This is a genomic window from Streptomyces sp. ITFR-16 (assembly GCF_031844705.1).
Classification (GTDB): Bacteria; Actinomycetota; Actinomycetes; order Streptomycetales; family Streptomycetaceae; genus Streptomyces.
Genome location: NZ_CP134609.1, coordinates 854,181 through 866,952 on the forward strand (window position 1 = coordinate 854,181; position 12,772 = coordinate 866,952).

The 12,772-nt window shown below is 72.1% G+C and carries 9 protein-coding genes; 2 read left to right on the forward strand and 7 right to left on the reverse strand.

Going from position 1 to position 12,772, the window contains the following annotated elements:
• Positions 1-95: 95 nt before the first annotated feature.
• Entirely contained in the window at positions 96-572 is a 477-nt protein-coding gene (locus tag RLT58_RS03960) for a macro domain-containing protein (RefSeq protein ID WP_311308977.1), read from the reverse strand.
• A gap of 117 nt (positions 573-689) precedes the next feature.
• Here RLT58_RS03960 and RLT58_RS03965 point away from each other — a divergent pair, with 117 nt between their 5' ends.
• Entirely contained in the window at positions 690-1,421 is a 732-nt protein-coding gene (locus RLT58_RS03965; RefSeq protein WP_311308978.1) for a MerR family transcriptional regulator, read from the forward strand.
• 24 nt (positions 1,422-1,445) lie between these two features.
• On the opposite strand, the gene RLT58_RS03970 is transcribed toward RLT58_RS03965, so the two are convergent.
• The 4 genes from RLT58_RS03970 to RLT58_RS03985 are packed head-to-tail and all read right to left on the reverse strand — an operon-like array spanning position 1,446 to position 7,216.
• Positions 1,446-3,617: a 3-hydroxyacyl-CoA dehydrogenase NAD-binding domain-containing protein gene (locus RLT58_RS03970; RefSeq protein ID WP_311308979.1), complete on the reverse strand. Its 2,172-nt coding sequence runs from the start codon at positions 3,615-3,617 to the stop codon at positions 1,446-1,448.
• A 39-nt stretch (positions 3,618-3,656) separates the two neighbouring features.
• Positions 3,657-4,871 carry an acetyl-CoA C-acetyltransferase gene (locus RLT58_RS03975; RefSeq protein ID WP_311308980.1) on the reverse strand — a complete coding sequence of 405 codons (1,215 nt, stop codon included), beginning with the start codon at positions 4,869-4,871 and terminating at the stop codon, positions 3,657-3,659.
• 51 nt (positions 4,872-4,922) lie between these two features.
• On the reverse strand, positions 4,923-6,065 hold the full coding sequence (locus RLT58_RS03980) for an acyl-CoA dehydrogenase family protein (protein WP_311308981.1): 1,143 nt from the start codon (positions 6,063-6,065) through the stop codon (positions 4,923-4,925).
• Positions 6,065-7,216, reverse strand: a complete 1,152-nt coding sequence (locus RLT58_RS03985) for a CaiB/BaiF CoA transferase family protein (protein ID WP_311308982.1) — start codon at positions 7,214-7,216, stop codon at positions 6,065-6,067. Before RLT58_RS03985 ends, RLT58_RS03980 begins: the two co-directional genes overlap by 1 nt.
• Before the next feature lie 204 nt (positions 7,217-7,420).
• Here RLT58_RS03985 and RLT58_RS03990 point away from each other — a divergent pair, with 204 nt between their 5' ends.
• Positions 7,421-8,611 carry a saccharopine dehydrogenase family protein gene (locus RLT58_RS03990; protein WP_311308983.1) on the forward strand — a complete coding sequence of 397 codons (1,191 nt, stop codon included), beginning with the start codon at positions 7,421-7,423 and terminating at the stop codon, positions 8,609-8,611.
• A gap of 30 nt (positions 8,612-8,641) precedes the next feature.
• On the opposite strand, the gene RLT58_RS03995 is transcribed toward RLT58_RS03990, so the two are convergent.
• Positions 8,642-9,328 carry an endonuclease V gene (locus RLT58_RS03995; protein WP_311308984.1) on the reverse strand — a complete coding sequence of 229 codons (687 nt, stop codon included), beginning with the start codon at positions 9,326-9,328 and terminating at the stop codon, positions 8,642-8,644.
• A gap of 73 nt (positions 9,329-9,401) precedes the next feature.
• Positions 9,402-12,728, reverse strand: a complete 3,327-nt coding sequence (locus tag RLT58_RS04000; protein ID WP_311308985.1) for a S8 family peptidase — start codon at positions 12,726-12,728, stop codon at positions 9,402-9,404.
• Positions 12,729-12,772: the final 44 nt, after the last annotated feature.

Genomic DNA, 12,772 nt, shown 5'->3' on the forward strand with positions numbered 1-12,772 from the left:
TGGTCCTCACCACCGCGGTAAGGCCTCAGCACATACCCGGGCACACGCGCCCCGTTCACCACCACAACAACCCCCGTCGGCGGCCCGGCCGGGCCTCAGTCGATGTCGTACACCGTCACCGAAAGTCCGCGGCCTGTCAGCCGGTTTTCTATCAGCGGCTCGATCCGGTCCCACTTGCCGCCCGCGAGCCCGCAGCCGATCCGGGGCATGTGCGCCGAGGCTCCCAGGCCGGCCGCCCGCTCCCCCACCGCCGCCAGTGCCCTGTCGATGGCCTCGTAGCGCACGGGCACCCCCTTGCTGCCCGTGCGCATCCCCCGCCGGCCGATCAGGTTGGCCACCCAGAGGTGGGAGCCCACCTGGACGAACTGCGCCGCGCCGAGGGCGAAGTCATTGCCCGCGCGCTCCCGGTGCCAGCGCCGGTAGGCCGCCTCGGACTCGGGCCAGCGGCGCGAGAGCGCCGGCACGAAGCCCTTGCCCCAGCCGCCCGGGTCGTTGCACACATGGACGATCAGCTTGACGCCCTTGCCCTGCGGGGCCGTGACGTCCCCCCGTACATGGGTGATCTCCGACATGACCTCACCGTACGGGCCGCCACTGACAACGGGCCCGGGGTGGACGGCGCGGCTCCGGTGGCGGACACTTTCACAGTGGTGGTGAGACACCAGTACTGTCCGACACGAGGAGCAGAGATGGCGACGGGGACCGACGAGCCGACGCTCACGGTGGACGAGCTGGCGGCGCGGGCCGGGGTCACCGTGCGTACCGTGCGGTTCTACAGCACCCGGGGCCTGCTGCCGCCGCCGGTCATCGGGGCGCGCCGGGTCGGGCGTTACGGGCCGGACCACGTCTCGCGGCTGGCGCTGATCGAGGAGCTCCAGCACCAGGGCATGACGCTCGCCGCGATCGAACGCTATCTGGAACAGCTGCCGCCCGACCTGAGCGCCCACGATCTGGCGATCCACCGGGCACTGGTGGCGTCCTGGGCGCCGGACAAGAGCGAGGACCTCTCCGGGGCCGAGCTGGAGCGGCGGGCCGGGCGGGTGCTGTCGGCGGCGGATGTGGAGCGGCTGGCGGCGATGGGGGTGCTGGTGCGGCCCTCGGAGGAGGGCGGCGCGTACCGGGTGGATCCGGGGCTGCTGCGGCTCGGGGTGGAGCTGCTGGACGTGCCGATCGCGCACGAGACGATCCTGGCGGCGCGGACCGTCCTGCTGGAGCACACCCGCTCCGCCGCGCAGGAGATGACCCGGCTGTTCCGGGACGAGGTGTGGAATCCGTACCGGGAGCGCGAGGGCGACCCGGAGCATGTGGCGGCGATGAAGTCGCTGTCGGCCCATATGCAGCCGATCGTGGTGCAGGCGCTGGTGACGGCGTTTCAGCGGTCGCTGAAGGAGGAGCTGCGGAGCGCGTTCACCGCCGAGTGACGGTCAACGCGCTCCGGAACGGCCTCAGTCGTGGAAGGTCTCGCCCTTCTCCGCCTTCTCCACCAGCAGCGCGGGCGGCAGGAAGCGGTCGCCGTAGCGCTCGGCGAGTTCCCGGGCGCGGGCCACGAAGCCGGGCAGGCCGCCCTCGTACCCGTTGATGTACTGGAGCACGCCGCCGGTCCACGGCGGGAAGCCGATGCCCATGATCGAGCCGATGTTGGCGTCCGCGACGGTGATCAGGACGTTCTCCTCCAGGCAGCGGACGCTGTCCAGGGCCTCGGAGAAGAGCATCCGTTCCTGCATGTCGGTGAAGGAGATGTCCGTGCCGGGTCGCGTGAAGTGCTCGCGCAGGCCGGGCCAGAGGCGGGTGCGCTTCCCGTTCTCGTCGTACTCGTAGAAGCCCGCGCCACCGCTGCGTCCCGGGCGGCCGAACTCGTCGACCATCCGGTCGATGACCGCGTCCGAGGGGTGGCCGGCCCAGCTGCCGCCGGCCTCCTCCACCGCGCGCCTGGTCTCGTTGCGGATCTTGCGCGGCAGGGTGAGGGTCAGCTCGTCCATCAGGGAGAGCACCTTGGCCGGGTAGCCCGCCTGGGCGGCGGCCTGCTCGACGGAGGCCGGCTCGACGCCCTCGCCGACCATGGCGACGCCCTCGTTGATGAACTGGCCGATGACCCGCGAGGTGAAGAAACCGCGCGAGTCGTTGACGACGATCGGCGTCTTCTTGATCCGGCGGACCAGGTCGAAGGCGCGGGCCAGCGCCTCGTCGCCGGTCTTCTCACCCTTGATGATCTCGACGAGCGGCATCTTGTCGACGGGCGAGAAGAAGTGCAGCCCGATGAAGTCGGCGGGGCGCGAGACGCCTTCGGCCAGCACCGTGATGGGCAGCGTGGAGGTGTTGGAGCAGAGCAGCGCGTCCGGCTCGATGATGTCCTGGATCTCCTGGAACACCTTGTGCTTGAGCGCGGTGTCCTCGAAGACGGCCTCGATGACCGCGTCGCAGCCCGCGAGGTCGGCCGGGTCGCCGGTCGGGGTGATGCGCGCCAGCAGCTCCTCGCGCCCGGCCTCGGTCGTACGGCCCCGGGAGAGCGCCTTGTCGAGCAGCTTCTCGCTGTACGCCTTGCCCTTGGCGGCGGCCTCCGCGGAGACGTCCTTGAGAACCACGTCGATGCCGGCCCTGGCGCAGGAGTACGCGATGCCCGCGCCCATCATCCCGGCGCCGAGGACGGCGACCTTGCGGACCTGGCGCTCCTCGATGCCCTTGGGGCGGCTGGCGCCGGAGTTGACGGCCTGGAGGTCGAAGAAGAACGCCTGGATCATGTTCTTGGAGACCTGGCCGGTGACCAGCTCGGTGAAGTACCGGGCCTCGATGGTCAGGGCGGTCTCGAAGTCGACCTGGGAGCCCTCGACGGCCGCGGCGAGGATGTTGCGCGGCGCGGGCATCGGGGCGCCGTTCAGCTGCTTCTTGAGGTTGGAGGGGAACGCGGGGAGGTTCGCGGCGAACTTCGGGTTCGACGGGGTGCCGCCGGGGATCCGGTAGCCCTTGACGTCCCAGGGCTGCTGGGACTCGGGGTTGGCGTCGATGAAGGCGCGGGCCTTGTCCAGCATCTCCTCGGGGGTGGCGGCGACCTCGTGGACCAGGCCGTTCTCCAGCGCGCGCCGCGGGGTGTACTGGGTGCCCTGGAGGAGCACCTTGAGCAGCGCGTCGGCGATACCCATCAGCCGTACGGTGCGGGTGACGCCGCCGCCGGCGGGCAGCAGGCCGAGGGTGACCTCGGGCAGGCCGATGCGGGAGCCGGGCGCGTCGAGGGCGACGCGGTGGTGGGAGGCGAGCGCGATCTCGTAACCGCCGCCGAGGGCCGCGCCGTTGATGGCGGCGACGACGGGCTTGCCGAGGGTCTCGATGCGGCGCAGCGAGTTCTTGATGGCGGTGCCGGTGTCGAACGCCTGCTGGGCGTTCTCGGGGCCGACCTTGATCATGTCCTTGAGGTCGCCGCCGGCGAAGAACGTCTTCTTGGCGGAGGTGTAGATGATGCCGCGGATGGAGTCCTTCTCGGCCTCGGCGCGGTCCGCGATGGCCGCGATGGAGTCCTTGAAGGCCTGGTTCATCGTGTTGGCGGACTGGTCGGGGTCGTCGAGTACGAGGGTGACGACGCCGGTCTCGTCCTGTTCCCAGCGGATGGTCGTGCTCTCGGTCATGTGTCTGTCTTCTCCGTAAGCAGGGGTGGCCGGGGACGGTCAGAGACGCTCGATGACGGTGGCGATGCCCATGCCGCCGCCCACGCAGAGGGTGGCGAGGCCGTACCGCTTGTCCTGGCGCTCCAGCTCGTCGATGAGGGTGCCGAGGATCATCGCCCCGGTGGCGCCGAGCGGGTGGCCGAGCGCGATGGCGCCGCCGTTGACGTTGATCTTGTCGAGCGAGAGACCCATGTCCCGGGCGAAGCGCAGGACGACGCCGGCGAAGGCCTCGTTGATCTCGACCAGGTCGATGTCGTCGATGGTCAGCCCGGCCTTGGCGAGCGCCTTGCGGGTGGCGGGGGCGGGGCCGGTGAGCATGATGGTGGGCTCGGACCCGGACACGGCGGCGGAGACGATCCGGGCGCGCGGGGTGAGGCCGTAGCGCTCGCCGATCTCCTTCGAGCCGATCGCGACGAGGGCGGCTCCGTCGACGATGCCGGAGGAGTTGCCCGCGTGGTGGACGTGGTCGATCTTCTCCACCCAGTGGTACTTCTGCAGCACGACCGCGTCGAAGCCGCCCATCTCGCCGATGCCGGCGAACGACGGCTTGAGCGCGGCGAGGGAGTCGGCGGTGGTGCCGGGGCGCATGTGCTCGTCGTGGTCGAGGACGACGAGGCCGTTGCGGTCCTTGACGGGGACGACGGAGCGCGCGAAGCGGTTGTCCTTCCACGCCTCGGCGGCCCGCTCCTGGGACAGCGCGGCGAACTCGTCGACGTCGCGGCGGGAGAAGCCCTCGATCGTCGCGATGAGGTCGGCGCCGACGCCCTGCGGGGCGAAGCCGGTCTCGTAGTTGGTCATCGGGTCCATCGCCCAGGCGCCGCCGTCGGAGCCCATCGGCACCCGGGACATCGACTCGACCCCGCCCGCCAGGATGAGGTCCTCCCAGCCCGAACGGACCTTGGCGGCGGCCAGGTTGACGGCTTCGAGGCCGGAGGCACAGAAGCGGTTCTCCTGGACCCCGGCGACGGTGTCGGGCAGGCCGGCCGCGATGGCGGCGATCCGGGCGATGTCGGAGCCCTGGTCACCGAGCGGGCTGACGACGCCGAGGACGATGTCGTCGATGGCCGCCGGGTCCAGTCCGGGGAAGCGGCCGCGGATCTCGTGGATGAGGCCGACGACGAGGTCGATCGGCTTGGTGCCGTGCAGGGCCCCGTTGGCCTTGCCGCGGCCGCGCGGGGTGCGGATCGCGTCGTAGACGAATGCTTCGGTACTCAAGACAGCTGCCTTTCGAGGGTGGTGGCGCGACAGGGTTTCGGCGAACAGGGGTCAGGCGAGCAGCGAGCGGCCGATGATCTCCTTCATGATCTCGGTGGTGCCGCCGTAGATGGTCTGGATGCGGCCGTCGGTGAACGCCCTGGCCACGGGGTACTCCGCCATGTAGCCGTAGCCGCCGTGGAGTTGGAGGCAGCGGTCGGCGACGCGCTTTTGCAGTTCGGTCGCCCACCACTTCGCCATCGACGCGTGCACGGCGTCGAGGGTGCCCGCCGAGTGGTCGGTGATGCACCGGTCGAGGAAGGCCCGGGTGACGGCGCACTCGGTGGCCATCTCCGCGATCTCGAAGCGGATGTGCTGGAGCTTGGCGAGCGGCCGCCCGAACGCCTCGCGCTCCTTGACGTACGCGGTGGTGATCTCCAGGAGGTGTTCGGCGGCGGCGATGCCCGCGACGGCTATGCCCATGCGCTCCTGGGCCAGGTTGGTCATCAGGTGGATGAAGGCGCCGTCGCGCTCGCCGAGGAGGTTCTCCTTGGGGACGCGGACGTCGTGGAAGAACAGCTCGGCGGTGTCCTGGGACTTCTGGCCGATCTTGTCGAGGTTGCGGCCCCGCTCGAAGCCCTCCGCGCCGCGCTCGACGACGATCAGCGAGAGACCCTTGGCGCCGCCCTCCGGGGTGGTCTTCGCGACGACGACCACCAGGTCGGCGAGGATGCCGTTGGAGATGAACGTCTTGGAGCCGTTGAGCAGCCAGTGGTCGCCCCGGTCCTCGGCGGTGGTGCGGATGCCCTGGAGGTCGGAGCCGGCGCCGGGTTCGGTCATCGCGATGGCGGTGATGATCTCGCCGCTGCAGAAGCCGGGCAGCCAGCGCCGCTTCTGCTCCTCGGTGGCGAGGCCCGTGAGGTAGGGGCCGATGATGTCGTTGTGCAGCCCGAGCGCGACCCCGGGGGTGCCGGCCCGGGTGAACTCCTCGGCGAGGACCGCGCTGTAGCGGAAGTCGGTGGTGCCGCCGCCGCCGTACTCCTCGGGCACGGCGAGGCCGAGCAGGCCCTGGCGTCCGGCCGCGCGCCAGACCTCGCGCGAGACGATGCCGTCCTTCTCCCACTGCTCGTAGTGCGGAAGGACCTCCTTGGCCAGGAAGGTCCGGACGGTCTCGCGGAACGCGTCGTGCTCTTCGGTGAAGATCTGCCGCTGCATCAGTCGGTGGTGTCCTTCCGGGTGGTCCGCAGACCGGGTACGTCCCAGTCGGCGGCGACGGCGTCGGTGTCCGCGCCCGGCAGCGCCGGGCCGGTGCGCACCGAGGAGGGGGTGGCCGAGAACCGGGGCGCGGGCGCCGGCTGGGTGAGTCCGCCGTGTTCGACGAAGGTGGCGCGGGCGGCGAGATGCGGGTGGCGGGGTGCCTCGCGGAGCGAGAGGACGGGGGCCACACAGGCGTCCGAGCCGTCGAAGACCTCGGTCCACTCGGCACGGGTGCGGGTGCGGAACCGGTCGGCCACGACGGTGCGCAGCTCCTCCCAGCGGGCGAGGTCGCCCCGGTCGGGGGCGGTGCCGTCGATACCGAGGAGCGTGGTGAACTCGTCGTAGAACCGCTGCTCCAGCGGGCCGACCGCCATGTAGGCGCCGTCGGCGGTCTCGTACGAGCCGTAGAACGGACAGCCGCCGTCCAGCAGGTTGGAGCCGCGCCGGTCCTGCCAGCCGCCGGCCGCCATCATGCCGTGGATCATCATGGCGAGATGGGAGGCGCCGTCGACGATGGCCGCGTCCACGACCTGTCCGCCGCCGCCGGGGGTACGGGCGTGCTGGAGGGCGGCGAGGACGCCGACGACGAGGTAGAGCGAGCCGCCCGCGTAGTCGCCGAGCAGATTGGCGGGGACGGTGGGCGGCTCGTCCGGCCTGCCGATCATGGAGAGGGTGCCGGTGAGCGCGATGTAGGCGATGTCGTGCCCGGCCCGGTCGGCGAGCGGTCCGTCCTGGCCCCAGCCGGTCATCCGGCCGTAGACGAGCCGGGGGTTGCGGGCGAGTGCTTCGTCGGGGCCGACGCCCAGGCGCTCGGCGACGCCCGGCCGGTAGCCCTCGATCAGGATGTCGGCGCGCTCCACCAGGTCCAGGACCGCGGCCGGACCGTCGGGGGCCTTGAGGTCGACGAGGACGGAGCGCTTGTTGCGGTTGGTGAGGTCGAGGGCGGGGTCGATGCCGAGTCCGGCGCCGCCGGGCCGGTCGACCCGCACGACATCGGCGCCCAGATCGGCCAGGAGCATCGCGGCGAACGGGCCGGGGCCGATGCCCGCCAGCTCCACCACGCGCACTCCGTCCAGCGGGCCGCGCGTGCCGTTCCCTGTCGTTGCCATCGAGCCCCCAGCGGTATGACACAACTGATGTAACACCGATGATGCTAAGAACCCGCCGCGCTCCGCACAACCCCTGGGGCGAGCAAGCGCTTAGTTCCTTCTCCCTCGATCCTGCCCCACGAAGCCCTCCCGGCCGTACACCGCCACGTGGGGCCGCGCTAACCTCTGCCTGCCCTATCGGCTCCGGCCCCTGCGGAGGCACTCGTGAACAGGCAGAACGGGGCACAACGCCCCTATGACGTGATCCTCTTCGGCGCCACCGGTTTCGTGGGCGTGCTCACCGCCGAGTATCTGGCCTCCCATGCCCCGGACGGCTGCCGCTGGGCGCTGGCCGGGCGCGACCGCACCCGGCTGGAGGCCCTGCGCACCCGGCTGGCCGCCCTCGACCCGCGCTGCGCGGACCTCCCCCTGCTGGAGGCGGACGCTGACGACGCCGCATCCCTGCGCGAACTGGCCGAGTCCGCCCATGTGGTGGCCTCGACCGTCGGCCCGTACATCTGGTACGGGGAGAAGCTGGTCGCCGCCTGCGCCGAGGCGGGTACCGACTACGCGGACCTCTCGGGCGAGCCGGAGTTCGCGGACCGGATGTATCTGGAGCACGATGCCCGGGCCCGCGAGACCGGCGCCCGCCTCGTGCACGCCTGCGGCTTCGACTCGGTGCCGCACGACCTCGGCGCGTACTTCACGGTCCGGCAGTTGCCCGAGGGCGTACCGCTGCGCGTCGACGGCTTCGTCCGCAGCAACGCGGTCTTCTCGGGCGGTACGTTCGCCTCCGCGCTCACCGCGATGGGGCGCGGGCCGCAGATGCTGCACGCCGCGAAGGAGCGCCGGCTGCACGAGCCGCGCCTGGTCGGCCGCCGGGTGCGGGCCCCGCTCGGCGGTCCGCGCTTCAGCGCCGAGACCGGCACCTGGGCGCTCCCGCTGCCGACGCTCGACGCGCAGATCGTGGAGCGCTCGGCACGGGCGCTGCCCCGCTACGGCCCCGACTTCCGCTACCGCCACTACGCCTCGGTCAAGCACCTGCCGGTGGCGCTGGGCGGCACGGCGGCGCTCGGCGCCCTGCTCGGCGCGGCGCAGGTGCCGGCCGCGCGGTCCTGGCTGATGGACCGGTACGAGCCCGGCGCGGGCCCGGACGCGGAGCGCAGGCGGCGCAGCTGGTTCACGGTCAGGTTCGTCGGCGAGGGCGGCGGCCGGCGGGTGTACACGGAGGTGGCGGGGGGCGATCCGGGCTACGACGAGACGGCGAAGATCCTCGCGGAGTCGGCGATGTGCCTGGCGCTTGACGAGCTCCCGGCCACCTCGGGCCAGGTCACCACGGCAGCCGCGATGGGCGACGCGCTGCTGGAGCGGCTGCGGGCGGCGGGGCTGCGCTTCCGGGTGGCGGCGCTGCGCTGACGTACCGCCCAGGGGTCCGGGAGCGCGCGCTCACGCCTCCCGGCCGGTCGCCTCGCGCAGGGCCCGGCGGCAGAGCGCGTCGGCCCTGCGGGTGGTCTCGGGCTGGCGGAAGTCACGGGCCAGCAGAAGGGTGTGCGCGCAGGCGTTGTCCAGGCCGGTGCGGTGTCCGACCGAGACGTAGACGGGCTTGGTGCCGTCCTGGGTGCGCAGCGCCCGGCCCACCTCCTCGTCGCCGTCGAGGAGCGGCGAGAAGTCACCGCGCCGGGGGCCGGGCCGCTCGTACGTGAAGGTGAACGGGTTCTTGGCGACGCCGATGACCGGGAGCCCGGTGAGCACGCCCAGATGGCTGGCGAGCCCGAAGCGGCGCGGGTGCGCCCTGCCGTAGCCGTCGCACACGACGAGACCGGGGTCGGCCGGCAGGGACTCCAGCGCGGCGAGCACGGCCGGGATCTCGCGGAAGGCGAGCAGCCCGGGGACGTACGGGAAGCTGATCCGGCCGACGGCGGTCGCCTCGGCCAGTACGTCGAGCGTGGCCGCGTCGAGCGTGACGGCCGCCGCCACGACGACATCGCGCTCGTCGTCGTAGGCGACGTCGACACCGGTCACCCGGCCGGTTCCCGGTGGCGGGCCCGGCTCGTCGAGGATCACCCGGTCGCGCAGGGTGTCCTGGAGGGCGCGGGCTTCGGCCGCGTCGGCGGGCATCCGGAGTGTGGTCATGGTGCGGCCAAGCCTAGGCGAACACGGCGGCCGGACACCGGGAAGGTGTCCGGCCGCCGACGGCGCCGCTGCCTCAGCGTCCGAGGAACGCGTTGTGCACCGCGTAGGCGGACTTGTTGCCCTGGCGGTCGACGACCTCGGCCCGGAGCGCGACACCCTTGCCCCTGGCCGGGGCGCGCAGCGAGGCCGCGCCATGCCTGACGCTCAGCTTGCGCCAGGTGGCACCGTCGTCGTAGGAGGCCTCCACGGTCAGGGAGCGGACGTTGCCGCCGGCCGCCGCGCCCTGGATCTCGACGGGCACCGCGATCCGCCGGCCCGCCGGGGCCTGCGACCGCAGGTCCAGGTCCGGGTGGAAGCGCACGACGGAGACGGGGAGACTCTTGTCGCCGTCCTTCGACCTGAAGGTCCAGCTCGCGTCGATCCGCGTGCCGGCCCGGGCGATCTTCGCGTCACGGGTGAGCGAGGTGCTCAGCGTGTACGAACCGTCCTCGGCCGGGACGGTGAACGAGGAGAACGCCAGGTCGTCGCTGTTGTCCGCGACCTTCTCGCCGTCGCGGTACAGGGTGGAGTGCGACGAGGCGACGGTCGTGGTGCCGTCGTGGCCCTGCCCGTCGGAGAACATGCTCAGGAACGCGTAGAGCGTGTTGTCCGAACGCACCAGGCCGTGAGTGCCGTCGAGGACCGGGCCGAAGACCCCCGTATCGAAGTCCGTCCGGTAGGTGTGTCCGGGCCTGTAGACGGCGTTGCTGATGCCGTACCGCGAGTCCGTCAGCTGCCAGCCGTTGGGCAGCGTGTCGCCGAGCTGCTCGAAGCCGGTGCTCCACTTGGCCCCGTCGGCGGTGGAGAGGAAGAGCCGCTGGGAGGACGGGGCGGGCAGCGTCCGGCCGGAGGCGAAGCCGAGCTGGGAGCCGGGCAGCGAGCCGATCGGGGTGAGGAAGGCGTCCTTGCCCGGTGTGGGCTCGCCGATGCCCACCTTCAGTTCGGCGAGGTCACCGCGGCGGGGGTGCCGTGCGAAGCCGGTGGCCAGCCGCTCGACGGGGCCGCCGTACAGCAGGGAGTACTGCGTGGCCTCGCCCTTGGCGAAGTCGGCGTCCCACAGCTGCTGGAGCGAACCGTCCGTGACGCCCGGGCCGAGGTGGGCGGAGCGGAAGTTCTCGTACGAGGTCAGCCGCCAGCCGGACATGTAGTCCGTGTACCCCTTCTTCACGGAGTAGGACATGTACGCCTGCTGGGCCTCGGTGCCACGGTCCGCAACGGTGAGGTCGACCGGCTTCGCGGTCCTGGCGTCCAGGGTGACCTTCCGGCCCTGGTCGACCACCAGCCGGGGCTGGGCGATCCAGTCGGTGCCCCGGGTGGAGTCCGCGCGGTCCGCGAGGATCACCCCCTGCACGGTGTACTCCCCCACCGGGAGCCGCAGGGTGGCGGAGTCGCTGTTCTCGTCGACCGGGAACTCGACGCCCGCGGCCTCGCCGGTCAGGCCCTTGACGTACGTCTGGAAGTGCGCGGCGGGCTTGCCGTCACGGCCGAGGTGGGTCAACTCGACCGGGTACGAGGCGACTTCGCGATCGACGGCGAAGGCGGTGCGCACGCTCAGGTCCGCGCCCGCGGCGACGACGGCGCCGGTGTACTGCCCGTCCGGTGCCTCGGTCGCGGTGTCGGCGGTGACCGTGGCCTCGGCGGTCTGTCCGGCCGGCACGGTGATCTTCGCCGGGCTGACGGTGAACATGCCCGCGGGGGCGGCCGTTCCGTCGGGTCCTGTGCCGCCCGCCGTGAGGTCGAGGGTGACGTCGGCGGTGCCCGCGTTGCGGTAGGTCACCGTGCGCCGCACCGGCTCGTCGTCCTCGTGCGGCCAGGCGGCGGTGCCGAAGTTGAGCGAGGTCTCCTCGGCGTAGACGCAGGAGCCGATCGCGCGGTCGGCCTGGATCCGGCCCGAGCCCTGCTCGAACGCGGTGAACCCGGTGTCCTTGGCCGATCCGGTGAGCACGCCCTTGAGCTGATCCGCCGTCCAGTCCGGGTGACGCTGCTTCAACAGCGCCGCCGAACCCGCGACATGGGGGGTCGCCATGGAGGTGCCGGAGATCGTGACATAGCCCTCCGGGTTCTCGCCGTACTCGTTGGCGATGGCGCTGCCCGGCGCGGAGGCGGCGGTGATGTCGACGCCCGGCGCGGTCACATCGGGCTTGATCGCCCCGTCGCCGACGCGCGGTCCCCGGCTGGAGAAGGAGGCCATCTTGTCGTCGCTGTCCACGGCGCCCACGGTGAGCGCGCTGTCGGCCGCGCCCGGGGTGCCGACGGTGCCGGCGCCGGGGCCCTCGTTGCCCGCGGCGATGGCGAAGAGCACGCCGTCGCTCTCGCTGTAGTGGTTGACCGTCTCCTCCAGTGGCTCGACGCCGGGGGCGTCCGGGCCGCCGAGGCTCATGTTGACGATGTCGGCGCCCTGTCCGACGGCCCACTCGATCCCGGTGATGATGTCGGACTCGGCGCCGCTTCCTGAGTCGTCGAGCACCTTGGCGTCGATGATGCTCGCTCCGGGCGCCACGCCCTTGTACGTGCCGCCCGACTTGGCGCCGGAGCCGGCGATGGTCGAGGCCACATGCGTGCCGTGGCCCTGGCGGTCCTTGGCGTCGGCGGAGGTGGAGAAGTTCTTCTCGGCGATCTGCTTGCCCGCGAGGTCGGGATGGGTCTCGTCCACGCCGGTGTCGACGACGGCGACCTTCACGCCCTTGCCGTCGTAGCCCGCCGCCCACACCTTGTCGGCGCCGATCTGCGGGACGCTCACATCGAGCTGGGAGTGGACCGGCGCGTCCAGCCAGATATGGTCGATGCCGGGGGCCGCGCTGCGTGCGGCGGCGTCGCCCGCGCGGGTGAGCGACTTCCAGAGCGCGGGCAGGGAGCCGGAGGGTGCGGTGAGCGCCTCGGCGTTGAGGGCGCCCAGGGTGCGGCGCACGGTCACGGAACCGGTGTCCCGCACCTCGGCGCGGGCGGCCGGGGCGGCGCCCCGGTATCCGACGATGACCCTCAGTCCGTTCCGGTACACCGTGCGGGCCGCGGGTGTGTCGAGTGCGGCCACGTCGAAGAGCCGCTCGTCCAGCTTGCCGTCGGCTATCAGGCGCTGGGCGTCCAGCGGCACGACGAGGGACCGCTCGCCGTCGCTCGTGACGTGCACCGGGATGTTCTCCCGGCCCGGAGCGGGCTGGAAGCCGCTGACGCGGCCGTCGGTGACCTCGGCGACATCGCCGGTGAGCAACTGGACGCGGTGCGGCGGTGACTGCTCGGTGGCCTTCGGTGCCGGGCTCTTCGCGGACCCGGCGGTGGCCGGCGCGGAGACGCCCGTGGTCATCGCGACGACCGCGGTGGCGGCCAGCGCGACGAGGGCTGGTCGGTGAACGAGTGTGCGCACAAGGATCCTTCGCTAGGGGCAGCGGGCATCGGACACCCACGGTC